This is a genomic window from Shewanella psychrophila (assembly GCF_002005305.1).
GTDB lineage: Bacteria > Pseudomonadota > Gammaproteobacteria > Enterobacterales > Shewanellaceae > Shewanella > Shewanella psychrophila.
This window is the reverse complement of sequence record NZ_CP014782.1, coordinates 2,301,348-2,322,028: the sequence shown is the minus strand read 5'-3', so window position 1 is coordinate 2,322,028 and position 20,681 is coordinate 2,301,348. Positions and strand designations below refer to the sequence as shown.

The window sequence follows — 20,681 nt, the reverse complement described above, 5'->3', positions numbered from 1 at the left end:
TAAATTAAAGGGGCTTAAGGCCCCTTTTTTGTGGCTGAAATTTGGGACGTTAGGTGTTGAGATAAACTATTTATAGCGTTTGCTATAGCAATTTGGATTAGCTATTTTCAAGTCGTGTTACTTGATTGTGAATATTGTATGCAATAAGCTGCTGTGAGTCTTTTCACATGGAGTGTCTTGTGCGATTTATTGGTAGCCATCAAATTATTAAAAACGTCAGATCAGCTAATAGCCCTGAGCTAGATAATCTTTTCGATCGAAACCATAGCCCTGAGCGAGTTAACAACTCAGAGTCTACTAGCCAGATAGGCCTTTTATTCAGGCTGAAGTCCATTCTATCACTGCAAGATATTCAGGCATTGTTACTGCTTCTATCCGCGGTGCTATTGCTCTTGATTGCAGGCTGCACAGATAAACAGGACTTATCTACTATTGATGAGTCTACTAGTGAAGAGAAAATAGCTAAAACTCGAGAGGTACACACCTCAGAAAAGATAGCGACATTTAACCAATATTGGCAGCTAACTGATAACGGTATTCATTGGACTGTGGATTCAGCCCATCAAGACCAGCTTGAGATGAGTGGGCTGCAAGTCTCAGCCGTCATCGATTATGGATTGGATATTGATGGTGACTTGGTTCTCGACAAAACCTTAGTTTGGCCCATGTTACGCACTCTGCCAAACGACACCCATGCCAGTTTGATTCGCAAGTTTTCTAATCAAGTGACGCCAAGCATTTATATCAATGACGAGCTCGTCACCAGTTCAGGCCTAAAAGAGGTGATATTCGATGGCCAATTAACGCTTATACAAATGCTAAGCCCTGAACTCAAGTTAATCCGCACCCTTTCGGTTCATCCGAGTGAACCAGCTTTTATTGAGCGTTGGCAGTTCGAGAATAACGGTGTCGAGCCGCTTACGTTACGGCTAACCGAATTAAATGAAATTGAAATGACACTAGTTAGCCAAGGTGAGTACGGTAGTTACCTGATCTCGGTTCACTCTGATGGGTTAAATAGCAGACTCTCAGCTGGAGAGGGTAAGGAGCACTTTATTGTGTACAGTGCCAAGCTTGCCGATGAGATGATCTATATAGAACCTGCACGCGCGCTAAAACAAAGAGCCCTACAAGTTGACGGTTGGCGCACAGCACTCAAACTTGAGACTCCGGATCCAAAGATTAATCAGATGTTTGAATTTGCTAAATTCAGAGCCACTGAATCCATTTTTGCTACCCGAGGAGGCTTAGCCCACGGCCCCGGTGGCACACGTTATTACGCCGCGATTTGGGCTAATGATCAGGCCGAATATGTGAACCCTTTCTTTCCTTATCTGGGCGATGAGCGCGGCATAGAGTCGGCGATGAATAGCTTTAAGTGGTTTTCTCGCTACATGAATGCTGAATACAAGCCATTGCCATCTTCGATCATTGCCGAAGGCAGAGATATCTGGAATGGGGCTGGCGACCGTGGAGATTGCGCCATGATTGCCTATGGTGCCAGTGACTTCGCCCTGACTCTGGGTGATGTCAATGGGGCGAGACGCTTGATGCCGCTCATCGATTGGTGCCTTGAATATAACCGTCGTCAGCAGCTAGTGAGCGGCGTGATTGCCAGTGATAGCGATGAGTTAGAAGGACGTTTCCCTGCAGGTAATGCAAATTTAAGTACTAATGTTTTGGCTTATGGTGGCCTGATCAGAGCCGCTCGGGTTAAATCTGCACTAGGTGAACCTTTCGACGAGCTGCAGGAAGAAGCCAAGCAACTAAAGTCGGCAATTATTGACTATTTTTCTGCCGAGATCAGTGGCTATCAGACATATCGATATTTTGAGGGTAACAATAAGCTCAGATCTTGGATTGCATTACCATTAGCCTTCGGCTTTGATGCCAATAAGCAAGGGACGATCGATGCATTATTGTCTGAAAAACTATGGACCATAGACGGCTTGCTGACAGAAGAGGGTGATAAGACATTCTGGGATCGCTCTACCTTATACGGATTCAGAGCCTTAATGAAAGTCGGTGAACTTGAGCGAGTTTGGCCCTATTTCGAGCACTACAGTTACAAGCGGTTGACCGGGGAACATGTTCCTTATGCCGTAGAGGCTTGGCCAGAGGGAGATCAACGTCATTTATCGGCTGAAAGTGGGCTTTACGCCAGAGTGGTTGTCGAAGGCCTATTTGGCATTGAGCCTACGGGGTTCAATGAGTTTTTACTGGCTCCTCGATTGCCTGAGCATTGGGATAATATGGCGTTAAGAAAGATATATGCCTTTAACGGGCCCTTCGACATTGTGATTCGCCGACAGGAGAATGGATTTACTGTTGATATCTTGCGTGATGACAAGATAAAGCAATCCTTTGTCTGGGATGGCATCGCACCTTTTAGTGTCAAACTATAGCCAAGTGTTCTAGGTTTAATATCGGCTATAGATTAGTATTTATTATCTTTTTAGAAACTTGGGCTAAAAGTGGATTCAAGGTTTAAAAGACAATATAAGATTGAGCAATGGTTGAAGCAAGATTCAATCAGGATGGAAGCCATAGAGATTGCCATTAAGCTCGACTTGCCTCAATGGTTATTAGCTGCAGGGTTCGTGCGTGATCTTGTATGGGATAGATTACACGATGTAGCGGGTCAGCATCTTAATGATATCGATCTTATCTATTTTGATGCAGAAGATCTCAGTGAGAGTAGAGAGAAAGACTACGAACAGCAGCTAAACTCATGGGCACCTCATCTGCCCTGGTCAGTTAAGAATCAGGCGAGAATGCATATTCGAAACTGTGATGCCCCCTATACGAGCTGCGAACACGCGATGTCCTTCTGGCCTGAATGTGAGACCGCGATAGGTGTCCATGTTTCTAGAGAGAGTAATCGCTTCGACTTTATTGCACCTTTTGGAGTTGAATCCCTGTTCGATTTAAAGCTAACTCACAACTCTAAACGTGAGTTGTCACTTTTTAACGCAAGAACAGACCAGAAAGCCTGGTTAACCCGATATCCTAAACTACAATTAGCCTGATCCCTCCCTCTCGTGTTTTCATTTTATGTGTCAGTAAGCCTAACTTTTCATAGGTCCTAGGGAATGGGTTGGCGCATTGTTGTAAGTGAGATCTAAGTCATTAAATCATAAGGTGTATCTTCAATATTTGTTATTAAAGCGTGACAGGGGTCACTCTAGCGTACTTATAAGTGGGTATCTGGTGTACTTGTTGATTTGGATCAAATTGTTGCGGGTTTGGATCTGGCAGGATGCTGGCAAATGTAAAAAGCATGATAATAAAAACGACAATTAGTCTTGTATTAATGGAGTAGTATGATGAAAAGAAGTATCGTTTCTGGATTAATCGCAGCCACCCTACTAGCTACAGGTTTCAGCGGTTCAGTCTTGGCTCATCAAGCGGGTGACATTATCATTCGTGCAGGTGCTGTCGTTGTCGCACCTAACGAGTCGAGTGAGCAGGTAGCAACTTTCGGTGAGTTTGGTGTGAGCAGTAATACTCAATTAGGGCTTAACTTCGGCTATATGTTGACCGATAACATAGGCATTGAGTTGTTAGCGGCGACACCATTCAGTCACGATATTTCTCTGCCTGATGTTGGTAAGATAGCCGAAACTAAGCAGTTACCGCCTACCTTAGTCGTTCAATACTATTTTGGTAATGCTGAGTCTAAGTTACGTCCTTACATCGGCGGAGGGGTTAACTTCACTAACTTCTATGACAATGAATTCACCAATGATCTAGGTGGGGCGTTATCGGATCTGAGTATGGGTAATTCATGGGGATTGGCAGCTCAGGTGGGTCTAGACTATCAAGTGAATAAAAACTGGTTGGTGAATGCCTCTGTCTGGTACGCACAGATAAGTACTGACGTGAAATTCAATCTTGGTGGGGAAGCTACCACTATCGAAACCGATATCGACCCTTGGGTTTACATGGTGAGTGTCGGTTATACCTTCTAAACTGGTTTCATAAAAAAGTTTAGTAAAACCAGTTTCGCAAATCAAAAAAGGAGCCAATTGGCTCCTTTTTTGATTTAACTGCTTATTACGAGAGCTGAAATCGACCTATTTCTTACCTTCGGCTTTGGCCGCGAGACGCTCTTCTTTAGTGCGCCAGTGACGGGTATTGTAGACAAATTCTGGCAATAACTTAGTTAGCCAGGCTACCAGACGCCAACGCTTAGTTACATAGACCTTACGTTTCGCCTTCTGCATCGCCTTGATTATCTGACTGGCTACCTCATCGGGTGGCGATAGCCAGAGACGGCTTTGCTGCATCGCGGCCTTATCCAGCAAGCCTAGCTGAATATCTGTAATGGTGATGGGCAGCTTTAATCTCTGGGCGTGCATACTTAAACCATCTAAGTAGTTGCTGGCGAAGGCTTTAGAGGCGTGATAGGCCACATTCGGGCCACCACGTAGGCCGGCAATGGAATTAATTGCCGCGAGTTGGCCATAGCCTTGATCTCGAAATAATTTAAATGCGGTGTTGCAGATAGCCGCATAGCCCTGGACGTTAACCGTGATGATATCTTGCTCTGGTAGCCAAGGTAGCTGTGGGTCATAACTGTTTAAGCCAGTATTCACTATGACTAAATGTGCTCCGCCTATTTTTTCCCAGATGTTTTCGAGAGTAGTAATGACCTTCTGGGGGCTAGCAATCACCAGTGGGAACAGGTGTGCCTGAGTAGGAAGCGAATCGACAAATTCTTGCAGTGATTCTGGCTCTTGGGCAAGAAGTACAAGCTCAACACCTTGCTCGGCAAGTTGTTTGGCTATTTCACGACTCAGAAGGGAGCTCGCGCCCACAATAATGGCTGTTGCTTTGGTCATTAGACTATTCGACTTAATTTGGGTAACCCATGATAGGAAGATATCAGCAGGAGGACAAGGCGAATAGCCCAGAGCTGTGAAGAGAGTGGTGTATTGCTGGCTAGCAAGTAAGGCTAGTTCCTTAGAGATCCCCTCATTTTTCAATTTTAAATAATCCCGAAAATTGAACGGTAAATAGGCTGGTTTTTAAGGTAACGATAAAAATTATCCATTAGAGGTTCTGCCCACTCTTCTCGCATCGTGGGTAACAGTTCATAGTAAATACAACCTTGGCGAAACAGAGAGTATGAGCGAGTTTTACTGGTATTTGCCTTTATTGTCTTTTCCAAGTCAGCATCCTCGCCCGCTTTTCCTAGTAGCGTCAGCAAGCCTATCGCCAAGGCGCTTAGCAAAAACAACCGGTCTCTACGTACCGGGGAACGCGTGTAGGTGGCACTCATCCCCATGCCAAAACGATAGTCTTTAATGTCACGAAAAGTCGTCTCTATCCCCCAACGTTTCCCATATAAAGTCAACATCTTGCTACTCACTAGGTCACGTCGACTTGATGCTAAATACCAAGCTTCTTTCATGCCTTTTTTCTTGGTGCAAATGACCCGAGCGACTGCTTGCTTATTACCCGTTATTTGAACGTCCTTAAGGGTTCTTGTTATGCCGCTGGGTAATAGCCAGTCCTTTACTGGAAACAGCTCTCCTACCGCATCGGTGACTTTGATATTAGCCTTAATTCTAATGATGAAGTCAAAACCCAGCTCATGTTCAATGAAGTTAAATAGTGCCGTATCACTAAAGCCTCTATCAGCAACAATTGTCACTTTAACATCCTCTGCAACGATCGACCTTAACTTAACCAACAACTCATCTTCATGGTTGTTTCTATTACCTTTTAAAGCATGTTTACGATGGGTTTTCCATAGCAGTGGCGTGTTACGTCCATGGGTTGTTTGCATACTCAGTACGATGGTTGAATGGTCGTCTGAATCAAATTCAGTCCAATCGAGAGAGACCACTATCTCTTTGCGTGCACCGATAATATAAGGCCCCCAGGAGTCCAGTAATTGCCAGACGTTTAACTTTGTATTACTGAGTAATCGGTCTACTTGTTTAATAGCAGACTTACGCTTAAGTTTATTGGCTTGGGCTAAGCCAGCGCCAATGGCATGAATAGCGAGTGACCCCTTTTCAATCACTCCGTGAGCGGCATTAGCAAGTGAGGTGACCCTTTTAGCATGCATGTCATGGCCAAAGAGTTCATCGATGTGATTATGAATAAGGGCTTTATTTATCATGTTATAAATTTTAGAACATAGAGTGATTTGGCTTATTATACTCTGGAAGCCTTGCTGCCTCTGGTTATTATGAGGGGATGCTTAAGGGCTAGTTCCTTATTTAGTTATTGTCTGGTAAACATGGCTTCATCGGTATTTATTGCTTGAAGTAGGCGCCGTATAGGGTATACGAATGTCGTGATCAAATGGTCATAGATGGCTTTGCCATATTCACCTTATTTCTCGTTCGAAGAGTCTCATTTCGTGAAATCTCACCTTGAAACCCAAGTCTACAGTTGCACCCAAATAAAGTTATTCATCTCTTCAACTTAAGTATTCTATGGGGAGTTATTTCCGAGGGAGACTGATATTAATTAGATTAAATATCTTAGTTTATTTGACGGGTATAATTATCTTCGGCTATTTCATCCTTTAAAAATATCACTAACTAAGTGAATATTAAAAGTCAAATATCTCATTGTAAATCTAAATGTATTATTTTTTTGACGTTATATTTTACTGTTCCTTTGGACAGTTATTATGTTTTCGTATACCGCATGGTGTATCTGTCGCGTTACTATTGGTCTTGGTTTGTTGTTTTTGTAATAGGTTTGCTTTAAGTGTGTTCTTATTGTTTTGTTTTTACTCGTTGCGTTGTGGATATTTATGGGGGCGAAATGTATTTGCCGTAAAGTTTAAACGTCATGGATGTGGGTTAGATATAAGGCTAATGATTAGAAGTTTGAATTTTTTTAGTAGCTTAGTGGAATATTTGAAGTAATAATTAAGGAAGGTTAAGTTGAAAAGGTTTTGTATAGTTATATTGCTGGTTTTTTCAGGGCAGTTATATGCTGATGCTCAGCAAGAAATTAAAAAGTACATGGAAGATTTTCATTCTGATCCTGCAAGTGTGATGAGAAAGATACCAGAGCATTTGTATGGTAAAGCCATTTTTGATTATGATGAAATTTATTCTAAGGGTTTTATCACTATTAAAGATGAATTGAGGCTGGAGTTAATGAGTGATGATTTTTCGACGTCCTCTCATATGCGTGGAAATGATAACCCAGCTAAGTTAGTTGATTCAGGTAATAATGTTGTTAGGAATTTATACAAAATAGTTGATAATATTCCATTTTCACACACTATACCAACACAGCCTTGGTCTGATGATTATTGGCCTCTATACAAAGGATCACTGGCAAATCGTTATTTAGAATCTCATCGTTGGCAGGACTATCTAAACTATGTTGATAGTTGGCAGAATTATTTTACTGATAAAGTTGAACCTGTTGTAAATTATGTTGAATTACGTAGGAATAAATTATCACCTGCTGAAAAATATGATTTGTTAGTCGGAGATGATAATTTTAGTTTTACAAAGTCTCATTGGAAAAGAGGTAAAAGTTATTTTGATAGGTCTGGTTCTGTAGAAAGATGGATGGGGCTATGCCATGGCTGGGCACCTGCATCATATATGTTTCCTAGACCGACTAAGTCACTAATATTAAAAGATGCTAGCAATGAAGACTTGGTATTTTATCCATCAGACTTAAAAGCATTAGGGACTGCTTTATGGGCTGATGCAAATACAGACATAAACTTTATAGGTGGAAGGTGTAACACGAAAACACCTGAAGAAAATGAGAGTGGAAGAATTATCAATCAATCATGTTTTGATAATAACCCAGGTTCTTGGCATATTTCAATAGTAAACCAACTAGGTGTCAGTAATAGAAGTATGGTATTTGACGCAACTTATGATTACCAAGTTTGGAATCAACCTTTATTGAGTTATGATATTTCATATTTCGATCCTGAGTCAGGAGATGCAATAGATGAATCTCAAGTTTCAGGTAGTTTGTTACCGATAGAAGATTATACCCTTGATAAATTCAGTGAGTTTCGAAGCAATAAAGCGACCCATATTATAGGTGTGAGGATGAGGGTCGGTTATTTGTTAGAGACTTCACCAACACAAAGAGAATATGATAATAAGTTTTTTGATAGAGTCGCGTATGTAACTTATCACTATGATTTAGAGTTAAACTCAGAGGGTGATATTATAGGCGGTGAATGGTATACACAAGCACATCCAGACTTTTTGTGGGGTCCAAAGAAAAACTCTATTGCTCAATCCTACTATGATATAAATGATTCTGACCCTCAATGGGATATAAGCCAGCCTTTACCTGAAGTATGGCGTGCTAAAGCAATAAATTCTTCTAATTATTCTCAACCAATGACAGGGCTTGTCGCTGCTTTATTTGAACTCGCTGCTGACAATGGTGACAGTAATGGAGGGAGCTTTGAGGGAAAACTATTATCGGCTAAACAGAGTGAATGGAAATATTTCTTAATTGAAGTTCCGGATAATATGACTAAATTAACAGTGATGATCCAAGGGGGGGAGGGTGATGCTGATTTGTATGTACGCAGAAACAGTCAACCGGATCTCAGTAATTGGAATTGTCGTCCGTATTTGGCTGGAAATAATGAAGAATGCAGTATTGATAACCCACAAGATGGGACATGGTTTATTGGTCTCATGGGTTATAATAATTTCACAAACTTAGATCTTAAAGTTGAATGGGCACGCTAAATTTAGTTGTCTAAATATTTAATCTTATTAAGCTAGAACAGAGTGGGCTTGCAGAAAGTAAGTCCTTTGGAGTCGACAATTCGCATAAGCTTCTGTATTGATCATTCAACATAGAAGCTTATCGAGCTGTAATCACTCAACTAACTTTGGGTTAAAAATGATTTAGCAGGCTCAAAGCTACGGTTAGCACCATAGCCTAACCGAATAGAGTTGAACTGGTCATTCATGGGGTGGTCAGCCTGCATGGACCTGTAGCGACTCGCAGAACCCTCTCAAAATAAAGCTCGCACATGCCTCGCCGGCCAGACGATAGATCACAATGAATATTAAACCTTCAAACACACTCCTCAATATCAACTCAACCAGAAGCTGAATCAAAAAATTTCATCAAGCTTCATTGGAAGCCAGCTCACTTGGTGGGAATTTTACCGGTCATGGTTACATTATGCCAATGTATGTGGTCTGCTATAAGTTTAAGGAAAGAGTAAAATGATAAATGTGCTTGTTCATTTATAATGGACGTATGGACATCTAGAGGTCTTGATGTATGATTAGGAGAGATACAATGAAAAAATGGTTGAAACTAGTTTTACCTTTGGTCATGGCTGCTGCAACTTTAGTTGGTTGCGCAACACCTAATGCGGTTGTCGAGATACAAGGGGAGATTTGGTACAAGGAGCGTATCGCTTTGCCACAAGATGCGGTATTAACGGTTCAGGTAAAAGATGTGTCCTTGATGGATGTGCCTGCAGTGGTAATGGCTGAGGTTGAGAGAAGTGATGTCACGTCTCCTGCTCCCTTTCATTTCTTGATAAACAGAGATCAATTTGAGGCGGGTCATACCTACGCGATAGGAGCAAGCATTCGCCTCGATGACAAGCTGATGTTTATTAATACTCAAGCGTACAACATAGATGTAGGTTCGCCAGAGCCTATGTCTATCATGGTAGATAAGGTGGGTAGCTAAGTCGGATCAATGATTCAGCGGCGCATTATCTACTACTTGGTTTAATCAATGATAGAGGATGAGGCGCTGTATGCCGGTTAAAATTCCCGATAATTTGCCCGCGGCAGAGATTTTAGAGTCAGAAAATATTTTCGTTATGTCCGAGACTCGGGCCGCGAATCAGGACATACGTCCGATGAAAGTGCTGATCTTGAATCTGATGCCCAATAAGATTGAAACAGAGACTCAGTTACTGCGTCTTTTGGGTAACACGCCACTGCAGGTGGATGTGGACTTACTGCGGATCCATGATAAAGAGTCTAAGCATACTTCTATCGATCATATGAATAATTTCTATCGGGATTTTGAGGCGCTTAGACATAAAAATTACGATGGACTCATCATCACTGGTGCGCCTCTGGGGCAGATAGAGTTTGAAGATGTAACCTATTGGGATCATATACGTGAGATTATAGATTGGTCCCAACGCCACGTTACCTCGGTACTGTTTCTATGTTGGGCTGCCCATGCCGCTCTTTACCATCTGTATGGTTTGAATAGGAAACTACTCAAGGCGAAACGTTCAGGTGTGTTTCTTCATCAGCGTACCTGTCAACATTACCCTTTGTTGCGCGGTTTCGATGATGAGTTCTTAGCACCACATTCTCGCTTTGCTCAGATGGATATCGATGAGCTTAAGGCCCACCCTGGGCTGCAAGTGTTAACGGAATCAGATGAAGCCGGTGCCTATATGGTGCTCAGTACCAATAGTCGAAATTTGTTTGTGATGGGCCATCCTGAGTATCAGAAGATGACTCTTAAGGATGAATACCTTCGTGATCTTGCCGAGGGGTTTGAGCCTGAAATTCCGCAAAACTATTTTCGAGATGACGATCCAGAACAGGAACCCGTTGCACGCTGGCATGGACATGGCAGCTTGTTGGTCAGTAATTGGCTCAATTATTATGTGTATCAGTTAACCCCATATAACTTAGATGATATGAGTGCCATTACTCCTTGGGAAGTGGGGGAGTAACCTCTTTAGATTGACGCTTTGAAGATAAAGCCACTTAATGTGGCTTTTATTTTATGCAAGCTCAGGACTCAGGGTTTAAACATTGGATTATGGAATAGCAGGTTTACACTTAACCTTATTCTAGTTGCTAAGGCTATAACTTATCGCCTTAGGTAAGTCTAAAGTACCGGCTGTTTTGTCAGTAAAACACGCTAATTTACAGACGTGTTTATCATCTGAAACTTTCAAAATAAATAGAAACAGCATGCTAAGTCCTCAGTTTATAAGCATGGATTATCACTTTGACCAAGCTCAATGATCCCACTCATTTCAAATTTAGACTAAAGCATTAGCATTTAGCTAAATAAGTACAACTTGTGAATGATATGTTGTTATTTTGTTGTTGAGGTTGTCCCCCTTCAGGTAGAGTTTTTACCTTGCCTCGATTCATAAAAAAGCTAGCGCAAAACTAGTACTCCGAGGCAGAACTCTATCTCAACAATTGGAAGTTAACGCAGGGGATTCACGTGTTGAATAAAAAACTATTGCCACTAGCCATAGCGCTAGCAGGATTATCAGGTAATGCGCTCGCAGCAGAGCGTGAACATTCACATCAATCAGGTGCATTCGATCTGGTCATTGCCGATGAGCAAAGACTGATTCAAATGTTAAAAAAATCAGGAAAAATTTCTCAAGGGGCATCTTATAAGGATGCTGAGGTCGCCTTACGGGGTTTCCTACACACTCGTCAACAGGAAGAGGCGCAGAGAGCTGCGAACTTAGATGCCGAAGCGACGAGCAATTTCGCCATGGATAGCGAAATAAAATCAAGTGGTAAGAAAGCTCGTAAGGGCAGAGGGGAGAAGCCGGGTAAATTAGGTTCATCCCGTAGAAACCGTCCTGACAACATTATGTTGGAAGATTATAGCGGTGAAACTCGACAGGGCCGAGTGCTGGCTATCTTGATGGAGTTCCCTGATTTCCCTCATAACTCAATTTTGCCGGAAGATAGCGGCATGTATTATGAAGATTATAATCAAGAGCATTATCGTGAGATCTTGTTCGGTGCCGAGGGCTGGGTAGCCCCTAACGGACATCATGCAAATTCATTTACTCAGTTTTATGAGAAGCAGTCTGGTGGTAGTTACTCACTCACTGGTGACGTAGCGGGTTGGTATATGGCTACAGAAAATGCGGCTTACTATGGTGGCAACCCAGATGGCGACGCACGTAGCTTAATCCGTGAAGCATTGGCTGCAGCATCTGCTGATCCAAGTGTCGATCTCTCTCAGTTTGATATTGAAGATAGATACGATCTCGATGGTGATGGCGATTTCTGGGAAGCCGATGGTCTGGTGGATCACGTGATGGTGTTCCATTCGAGTGTGGGCGAAGAAGCCGGCGGTGGTCAACTTGGCGAAGATGCTATCTGGGCACATCGCTGGAATCTAGGTGGTGTCTGGGCGATTCCTGGTGCAACATCTGACGCTCCTTATTGGGGCGGAGCTATGGTTGCTTATGATTACACTATTGCACCTATCGATAGTGCTGTTGGTGTGATTAGCCATGAATATGGCCATGATCTAGGTCTACCTGATGAGTACGATACTCAATATACAGGTAAAGGTGAGCCTGTTTCTATGTGGTCAGTGATGTCTTCTGGTAGCTGGGCGGGTCGTCTAGGTGGCACAGAGCCAACAGGTTTCAGTGCTTGGGCCAAGGAGCAGCTACAGGGTTCTCTGGGCGGTAACTGGTTACACGGCGCCACAGTTAACTTCGATGATATCCCACGCAGTGGTGTTCAAGGCTTACTCGACCAAGCGTCAAGTAAGGGCACAAACCATGATGCCATTCGTATTAACCTGCCTCAAAAAGAGAGTCTGATCACTACTCCTGTGAGTGGTCAATATGCTTACTTTAGTGGTTCAGGAAATGATCTCGATAATCGTATGTCAACTTCAGTGGATTTAACCGATGCAACCTCAGTTGTTGTTAAGTTTAAGACTTGGTATGACATCGAAGCCGATTGGGATTATGCATATCTGGCAGTTGAAACCTCAGAAGGGCTATTTACTATCCCAGGTGCATTGACCACAGATACCAATCCAAATGGCAATAACTTGGGCAATGGTATTACTGGTACATCAAATGGTTGGATAGATGCAGAATTTGATCTGACTAGCTTTGCGGGTCAGATGGTGGATATCACAGTTATTTACGGCACAGATCCTGGTGTGGCAAATGCGGGTATCTATATCGATGATTTAAGTGTCGAGCTAGACAGTGTAGCTGTTGTTAGCGCTAATGCCGATGACTCAGCTTCTGAGCCATTTAGCTTTGCTGGCTTTATGGCTGATACAGGTAGTAACTATACGGATCATTATTACTTGCTTGAATGGCGTACTCATCATGGCGTAGATAGTGGCCTTGCCCACATCAATGCTGCAGGTGAGACAATGGCCTACGAAGAAGGTCTTCTAATCTGGTATGTTGATAACAAGTATTCAGACAACTGGGTAGGTATTCACCCAGGTGATGGCTTCTTAGGGGTTGTCGATGCAGATCAGAAGACACTTATGTGGAGTGATGGCGCACCAGCATCAACTAAGTATCAGATCCATGATGCGACATTCAGCATAGACAGAAATGACAAGATGTTCTTAGATCTTGAAGAACAGTACGGCATCACACTTCGTGATAACCGAGTTCGTGGTCAACGTCTGTTCAATGACCGTAGAAGGTATATCGGCACTGATATTCCTGATGCGGGTCGTAATGTTCCGACCTATGGCCTGAAGGTTCGTTTGCTCAATCAGAGTAAAGACAGAAGCGTAGGTTCTGTTTATATTTATCGTTAATGATGAAGTAAGCTAAGCCCTTGCTGATAGGGCTTAATAAAAGCGCTGATTTCAGCGCTTTTTTATTGTCGAAAACAAACATTGATTGGTATAACTAAGATAGTGAAAAATGGGTAGATGATGAAACCAATAAAATTAATTGCCGTACTCTTATTGAATGTCTCTGTGTTAGCCATTATGGCGACTCCAGCATTAGCTAAGGCCAAGTTAGCTCAGGTTTGTCAGCAGCCGTTACCCGTTGTCGATATATGGTCATTAGAGCCAATGCTAACAAAAAGTGGCGTGCTCAAGGGCTCTATGACTCAAACGGAAAAGGAGATGGCAATTCGGAACTATATCAATAAGAAAAATGATAAGTACCGTCAATGTCTGAGCCGAGATAAAAGCACTTCGTCTTGTAACAAGCCAAAGATGAGTGACGGACAAATTACAACAAATTTGCGCAATGAAGGCGCGATAACCCAAGACACCAGCGATGAGAAAAAACAAGTATTGATAGAAGGGTATCGTCATAAGAGCGAGTCAGAGTACAGACTGTGCCAATTGAAACAAGGCGCAGCACTCTAGTAGGCTATTCTACTAATCCCCATCTGTACAAGGGCTAGCAATTTAAGCTAGCTCGCCTATTTCCTCGAGTTAACCAAAAGCCAGTTAAGAGTGTAAATCTTGAGTGACAATATCACTTCTTGGTTTCCTTTCTTATATTACTATTTCTGCTTGCTTTACGTTCGCGTAAACGTCACAGTGCTATTCTTTAGTTATAGAACTTGAACTAGATCACCTATTTTTGGATGACGCTAATTAGTCGATAAACGACGGAGTGGATAATGAGTACAGAGCAATTGAGTCAAGAGATCGTCATTGTGGCAGCTAAGCGCACCCCTATGGGCGGGTTTCAGGGATCCTTATCTACCGTCCCATCGCCTAAATTGGCCGCGACAGCCATCAAGAGTCTGATTGAGCAGACTGGCGTAGCTGCCGACGCCGTCGATGAGGTGTTAATGGGCTGTGTACTGCCAGCGGGTCTTGGCCAGGCGCCGGCTCGTCAAGCAAGCCTTGGTGCTGATTTACCTTTGTCTGTCGGCGCAACTACCGTCAATAAAGTCTGTGGCTCAGGTATGAAGACTGTCATGTTAGCCCATGATCTTATCAAGGCTGGCAGTGCAGATATCGTTATCGCTGGCGGCATGGAAAGCATGAGTCAGGCACCTTATTTGCTCGATAAAGCGCGAGGAGGCATGCGTATGGGCCACGGTAAGGTATTGGATCATATGTTCTTAGATGGTCTGGAAGATGCCTATACGGGTGGTGCTATGGGGACGTTTGCACAAAACACAGCCGATGAATTCAAGCTTACTCGTGAGCAGATGGATGCTTTTTCTCTGAGCTCATTAGATAAAGCCAATAAGGCCATCGAATCAGGTGCATTTAAAGATGAGATAGCACCAGTCACTGTATCGAGTCGCCGCGGCGATACCTTAGTCGATACCGATGAGCAACCGGGTAATGCACGTCCCGATAAGATCCCAACTCTGCGCCCAGCCTTTGCTAAAGATGGCACAATTACTGCCGCTAACTCAAGCTCAATCTCAGATGGCGCAGCGGCGCTTATGTTGATGACTGCGAAGCAGGCTAATATTCAGGGTTTGCCGATACTTGCCAGCATTAAGGGTCATGCCACTCATGCTCAAGAGCCATCACTGTTTACCACAGCACCAGTTGGTGCCATGAATAAACTGCTCGATAAGCTGAATTGGAATAAGGATGATGTGGATCTGTTTGAGATCAACGAAGCCTTTGCCATGGTGACCATGTTAGCCATCTCTGAACTCTCACTCGATGCATCTAAAGTCAACGTCAATGGCGGCGCCTGTGCACTGGGTCATCCTATTGGCTGTTCGGGTTCGCGCTTGTTAGTGACATTGATACATGCGCTCAAGGCCCGCGGACTCAAGCGCGGTGTCGCATCGCTCTGTATCGGTGGTGGCGAAGCCACTGCCATGGCAATCGAAGTTTAAGTTGAACCATAAGGCTTGTCTGAAGAGACAAGCCTTTTTTATTGGTTATTAACGCCAATAACAGAACACTAAACAGAACACTATGTGAGTAAATAAGCAGTCTTAATGGGAAGCAATATGACCACTCAAGTGAAGCATTATATCGACGGCCAATTTATAGACGGCATCTCTGAACAGCAGATCTCGGTAACGAATCCAGCCAATAATCAAACCATAGCTATGATTAACGCCGCTACCGTCCAAGAGGTGGAAACAGCTATCGCCAGCGCAAAATCTGCCTTCAAAACCTGGAAAGAAGTGCCTGTTTCTGAGCGTGCACGGGTGATGTTCAGATATCAGCATCTGCTGAAAGAACACCATGATGAGCTGGCAACTATTCTGGCTCAGGAGACGGGTAAGACGTTTGATGATGCTAAAGGCGATGTTTGGCGTGGTATAGAAGTGGCCGAGCATGCCTGTAATATCGCGACTTTATTGATGGGTGAAACCGTCGAGAATGTGGCCAGAAGTATAGATACATACAGTTACAGCCAACCTCTGGGCGTCTGTGCCGGTATCACGCCGTTTAATTTCCCTGCCATGATCCCGTTGTGGATGTTCCCCTTGTCTATCGCCTGCGGTAATACCTTCGTACTCAAGCCTTCGGAGCAAGATCCCATGACGCCTCAGCGTCTGGTTGAACTATTTGAAGAGGCTGGTGCGCCTAAGGGCGTGCTGCAGCTAGTACACGGTGACAAGACGGCAGTGGATGTGCTGCTTAGCCATCAGGATATTAAGGCGATTTCTTTCGTAGGCTCTGTGGGCGTGGGTCAATATATCTACAAGACGGGTACTGATAATCTTAAGCGTGTACAGGCCTTTGCTGGCGCTAAGAACCACTGCGTTATTATGCCAGATTCTAATAAGCAGCAAGTGATCAATAACTTAGTCGGAGCCTCAGTTGGCGCGGCGGGTCAACGTTGCATGGCACTGTCTGTAGCAATATTTGTCGGCGCGGCTAAAGAGTGGATCCCTGAACTCAAGGAAGCCATTGCTAAGGTAAAACCCGGTCTGTGGGATGATAAAGAGGCGGGTTATGGCCCACTTATCAGCCCAGCAGCCAAAGCGCGAGTGTTGTCGCTTATCGAACAAGGTAAGGCTGAGGGCGCTACGTGTCTGCTGGACGGTTCTGAATTTTCTGTGCCTGGTTATGAGTCCGGTAACTGGGTCGGGCCGACTGTGTTCAGCAAGGTCACTACTGAAATGACCATCTATAAAGAGGAAATCTTCGGCCCTGTGTTGTGCTGCATGGAGTCTGAGACGCTGGAAGAGGCTATCGAGATAGTCAATGCCAGCCCTTATGGTAACGGCACTTCAATCTTTACCGCCAGTGGCGCGGTTGCCCGTAAATATCAGCACGAGATAGAAGTGGGTCAGGTGGGGATCAATGTGCCTATTCCTGTACCACTGCCATTTTTCTCCTTTACAGGATGGAAGGGCAGCTTCTATGGCGATCAGCATGCCTATGGCAAGCAGGCGGTGCGTTTTTATACCGAAACTAAGACCATTACGGCGCGTTGGTTCGAGTCACAGATCAGTGACGCCGAGCATGCTGCGCCCAACATGACGATTACCCTGAAATAGGCGATTTTAACTGCGAGCTATTAGCTTTAAGCCGTAAATTGTAAGCGGTAAGTAAAAGCTGAGGGTTATTAGTTATTGGGCATGTTATGAGTTTCGAAAAAGCACAATCGAAGAGATAGTAACCCGGTGTAGATGCGGCTGTGACCTTCGGTTTCATGGATGAAACCGCAGAGCGTATAGGGATATATTTACAGCGTGTCGCATCAGTATCCGCACATAAGCTCACCGCAGGTGATAAGCGCAAATGAAGCAACGGCTTTCATTTAACCTGCAAGTTAAGCATAGCTATGCACTCAAGCCTCGATACTGAGTTTCTAGCAACACGAAAAACAAGAATAAAAAACGAATTAGGAGACCATCGATGGATTTTAACCTCAGTGATGATCAGCGCCAATTTGCCGATCTAGCCCAGCAGTTTTCACAAGACGAACTTGCCCCATTTGCAGCTAAATGGGATAAAGAACACCACTTCCCTAAAGATGTCATTCAACGCGCCGGTGAGCTAGGTTTCTGCTCGCTCTATTCACCTGAAAGTGAAGGCGGCATGGGACTCTCTCGCCTCGACTCATCGATTATCTTCGAGCAACTTTCCATGGGCTGTACGGCAACCACAGCCATGTTGACCATACACAATATGGCGACCTGGATGGTGACAAGTTTCGGCACCGAATCCTTGAAACAAGAGTGGTCCGAGTCATTAACTACTGGCCAGAAACTGGCCTCTTATTGCTTAACCGAAGCGGGTGCGGGCAGCGATGCTGCATCCCTTAAGACCAAAGCTGTGAGAGAAGGCGATGAGTATGTGATCTCGGGTGCCAAGATGTTTATTTCAGGTGCGGGGGCGACAGAGATGTTGGTGGTCATGTGCCGTACCGGACAAGATGGCCCTAAAGGCATCTCTGCCATCGCGGTGCCCGCCGATACCAAAGGTATCACCTACGGCAAGGCTGAAGATAAGATGGGCTGGAATGCCCAGCCGACCCGTGAGGTTACCTTCGAGCAGGTGCGGGTACCTGTAGCAAACTTATTAGGTGAAGAGGGCCAAGGCTTTACTTTTGCGATGAAGGGCTTAGACGGCGGACGCATCAATATTGCTACCTGCTCTGTGGGCACCGCCCAAGCAGCCCTGGAGCGAGCCACACAATATATGAATGAGCGCAAGCAATTTGGTAAGCCCATTGCCGCGTTTCAGGCGCTGCAATTTAAACTTGCCGACATGGCGACTGAGTTAGTGGCGGCAAGGCAATTGGTGCGTTTAGCGGCCTTTAAACTCGATATGGATGATCCCGAAGCCACTGCTTACTGCGCCATGGCGAAACGTTTCGCCACCGATATCGGTTTTCAAGTGTGTGATGCGGCGTTGCAACTGCATGGCGGTTATGGCTATATTCGTGAATATCCCTTAGAGCGTCATGTGCGTGATGTTCGGGTACATCAGATATTGGAAGGGACTAACGAGATCATGCGTTTGATTATCGCCCGCCGTTTGCTTGATGAGAGCGCCGGACAGATCTTGTAGCTAGCGCACTGTAACCAAACGAGAGTTATTAACGTAGAAAGCCAGATTCGATTTAAAAGGAAGCGATAGATGACAGCCCTGATAGAAAAGATTGTTGGACATACCGCAGTGATCACCATGAGTAATCCACCGGCCAATACCTGGACCGCCCAGAGTCTGCAATTGCTGAAACAGAAAGTTGAGGCACTCAATGAGAACCCGGAAGTCTATGCCCTGGTGATCACTGGTGAAGGTAGCAAGTTTTTCTCCGCCGGTGCCGATCTCAAGTTGTTTGCCGATGGCAATAAAGAGAATGCTGCCAATATGGCAAACTGTTTCGGTGAAGCATTCGAAGCGTTAAGTGCATTTCGCGGCGTGTCTATTGCAGCAATCAATGGCTATGCCATGGGCGGCGGTTTAGAAGTGGCTTTGGCTTGCGATATACGCATCGCTGAGTCTCAAGCTGTGATGGCCTTGCCCGAAGCTACCGTAGGTCTGTTACCTTGTGCAGGGGGAACACAAAATCTGGCGGCGCTCATTGGAGAAGGCTGGGCTAAGCGGATGATCTTATGTGGTGAGCGACTGGGTGCGGAGCAAGCGCTGCAGCTAAAGCTGGTTGAAGAGGTGGTCGACACCGGAGCCGCTCTCGATGGGGCAATGCAGTTAGCCGCCAAGGTGGCTAACCAGAGCCCAAGTAGTATTAAAGCCTGTAAGACGCTTATTCAAGCTGGGCGAAATATGCCTATAAATCAAGCCTTAACCATAGAGCGCGAGCTGTTTGCAGACCTGTTTGATACTCAAGATCAAGCAGAAGGTGTAGCGGCTTTCTTAGAAAAGCGTAAGGCTAATTGGAAGAACTGCTAATGACTAATTCAACAAACAGTGTGGTATTTCAAACTTTAGGCACAGCCTCTGGCAAGCAGATCGGGGTCATGACTCTGAATATGGAAAAAGCCCTTAACTCAATTAATCTTGAGATGGTGCAGTTGATGCTCGCTCAGCTTACGCGCTGGCAAGATGATGATGCTATCGCCATGGTGATGTTAGATGGTGCTGGCGAGAAAGCCTTCTGTGCCGGTGGCGATGTTAGGGCTATTTATCAGGCATCCATTGAGAACCCGGGTGAGCTTACCGCACTGGCCACGAATTTTTTTGAGCAGGAATACAGACTCGATCATCTAATCGATACCTATGGGAAACCGATTTTAGTGTGGGGAAATGGCATCGTTATGGGAGGGGGTCTCGGCCTGATGATGGGCGCAAGCCACAGAGTAGTCACAGAGAACTCACGTATTGCCATGCCCGAAGTCACCATAGGCCTGTATCCCGATGTGGGTGGCAGTTACTTTCTCAATCGCATGCCGGGGAAGCTGGGTCTGTTTCTGGGGCTGACAGCCTACAATATGAATGCTGCAGATGCTAAGCACGTGGGGATTGCTAATCATTATATTCAAGATGATGATAAGCAGCCATTGCTCGATAGCTTAGCCACTTTAAGTTGGGGAGATGATGCTGTTATCAATCACCAACTGCTAACAGATGTGCTAAATACTTGCGGTGAGCAAGCGACGACTAGCTTACAGCCAGGTAACCTAGAGAGCCAGAGTGCTGAAATTAATGCACTGATGTCAGGCACGCTTAACGAGATCATGACTCGAGTCGGTGAATTAGAGCTTAAAGAGTCTTGGTTAGCGCGTCCCATCAAGACCATGTTGTCTGGCAGTCCCATTAGCTTGCAACTCATTTATCGCCAAGCTCACTTAGGCACAGATTTGAGTCTGGCCGAGGTATTTAGGTTCGAACTGGGCTTGAGTGTTAACTGCTGCGCCTTGGGAGACTTCTCTGAAGGGGTGAGGGCACTGCTTATCGATAAAGACCGTAATCCCAAGTGGAAGTTTAACCAAGTGTCGGATGTCCCAGCTAGCTTAATTGAGCAGATGCTTAGCTCTCCTTGGTCTCTAGCCTCACATCCCTTAGTTCATTTGGAGAAGGCTTAACTGCAAGAGGGC

The 20,681-nt window shown here is 44.6% G+C and carries 15 protein-coding genes; 13 read left to right on the top strand and 2 right to left on the bottom strand.

Annotated elements, in window-relative coordinates; genetic code table 11:
• Nucleotides 1-179: 179 nt before the first annotated feature.
• The 3 genes from sps_RS10110 (at nucleotide 180) to ompW (ending at nucleotide 3,971) form a co-directional block, all read left to right on the top strand.
• Nucleotides 180-2,405, top strand: coding sequence for a hypothetical protein (locus sps_RS10110; RefSeq protein WP_149027257.1), 2,226 nt, complete (start codon nucleotides 180-182; stop codon nucleotides 2,403-2,405).
• A gap of 111 nt (nucleotides 2,406-2,516) precedes the next feature.
• On the top strand, nucleotides 2,517-3,029 hold the full coding sequence (locus tag sps_RS10105; RefSeq protein WP_335695443.1) for a nucleotidyltransferase family protein: 513 nt from the start codon (nucleotides 2,517-2,519) through the stop codon (nucleotides 3,027-3,029).
• A 294-nt stretch (nucleotides 3,030-3,323) separates the two neighbouring features.
• Nucleotides 3,324-3,971 carry an outer membrane protein OmpW gene (ompW, locus tag sps_RS10100; RefSeq protein ID WP_077752407.1) on the top strand — a complete coding sequence of 216 codons (648 nt, stop codon included), beginning with the start codon at nucleotides 3,324-3,326 and terminating at the stop codon, nucleotides 3,969-3,971.
• A gap of 105 nt (nucleotides 3,972-4,076) precedes the next feature.
• Here the strand turns inward: ompW and sps_RS10095 are convergent, their stop codons facing one another.
• The gene (locus sps_RS10095; protein ID WP_077755632.1) at nucleotides 4,077-4,844 is read right to left on the bottom strand and encodes an SDR family NAD(P)-dependent oxidoreductase; all 768 of its coding nucleotides are present in this window, start codon (nucleotides 4,842-4,844) and stop codon (nucleotides 4,077-4,079) included.
• 146 nt (nucleotides 4,845-4,990) lie between these two features.
• Entirely contained in the window at nucleotides 4,991-6,133 is a 1,143-nt protein-coding gene (locus sps_RS10090) for an IS4 family transposase (RefSeq protein ID WP_077751384.1), read from the bottom strand.
• A 778-nt stretch (nucleotides 6,134-6,911) separates the two neighbouring features.
• On the opposite strand from sps_RS10090, the gene sps_RS10085 reads away from it, so the two are divergent.
• The 10 genes from sps_RS10085 (at nucleotide 6,912) to sps_RS10040 (ending at nucleotide 20,669) form a co-directional block, all read left to right on the top strand.
• Entirely contained in the window at nucleotides 6,912-8,714 is a 1,803-nt protein-coding gene (locus sps_RS10085) for a pre-peptidase C-terminal domain-containing protein (protein WP_077752406.1), read from the top strand.
• A gap of 565 nt (nucleotides 8,715-9,279) precedes the next feature.
• Nucleotides 9,280-9,681: a YbaY family lipoprotein gene (locus tag sps_RS10080; protein ID WP_077752405.1), complete on the top strand. Its 402-nt coding sequence runs from the start codon at nucleotides 9,280-9,282 to the stop codon at nucleotides 9,679-9,681.
• Between the two features lie 70 nt (nucleotides 9,682-9,751).
• Entirely contained in the window at nucleotides 9,752-10,696 is a 945-nt protein-coding gene (metA, locus tag sps_RS10075) for a homoserine O-acetyltransferase MetA (RefSeq protein ID WP_077752404.1), read from the top strand.
• 506 nt (nucleotides 10,697-11,202) lie between these two features.
• Nucleotides 11,203-13,533 (top strand): immune inhibitor A domain-containing protein, encoded by a 2,331-nt coding sequence (locus sps_RS10070; protein ID WP_077752403.1) that lies wholly within the window; start codon nucleotides 11,203-11,205, stop codon nucleotides 13,531-13,533.
• 117 nt (nucleotides 13,534-13,650) lie between these two features.
• Entirely contained in the window at nucleotides 13,651-14,100 is a 450-nt protein-coding gene (locus sps_RS10065) for a hypothetical protein (protein ID WP_149027256.1), read from the top strand.
• 260 nt (nucleotides 14,101-14,360) lie between these two features.
• On the top strand, nucleotides 14,361-15,551 hold the full coding sequence (locus sps_RS10060) for a thiolase family protein (RefSeq protein WP_077752401.1): 1,191 nt from the start codon (nucleotides 14,361-14,363) through the stop codon (nucleotides 15,549-15,551).
• A 117-nt stretch (nucleotides 15,552-15,668) separates the two neighbouring features.
• Complete coding sequence (locus tag sps_RS10055) at nucleotides 15,669-17,174, top strand: CoA-acylating methylmalonate-semialdehyde dehydrogenase (RefSeq protein ID WP_077752400.1); 1,506 nt, start codon at nucleotides 15,669-15,671, stop codon at nucleotides 17,172-17,174.
• Nucleotides 17,175-17,535: 361 nt separating this feature from the next.
• Nucleotides 17,536-18,693 (top strand): acyl-CoA dehydrogenase family protein, encoded by a 1,158-nt coding sequence (locus sps_RS10050; protein WP_077752399.1) that lies wholly within the window; start codon nucleotides 17,536-17,538, stop codon nucleotides 18,691-18,693.
• Nucleotides 18,694-18,762: 69 nt separating this feature from the next.
• Nucleotides 18,763-19,536: an enoyl-CoA hydratase gene (locus sps_RS10045; protein WP_077752398.1), complete on the top strand. Its 774-nt coding sequence runs from the start codon at nucleotides 18,763-18,765 to the stop codon at nucleotides 19,534-19,536.
• Entirely contained in the window at nucleotides 19,536-20,669 is a 1,134-nt protein-coding gene (locus sps_RS10040) for an enoyl-CoA hydratase/isomerase family protein (protein ID WP_077752397.1), read from the top strand. Before sps_RS10045 ends, sps_RS10040 begins: the two co-directional genes overlap by 1 nt.
• Nucleotides 20,670-20,681: the final 12 nt, after the last annotated feature.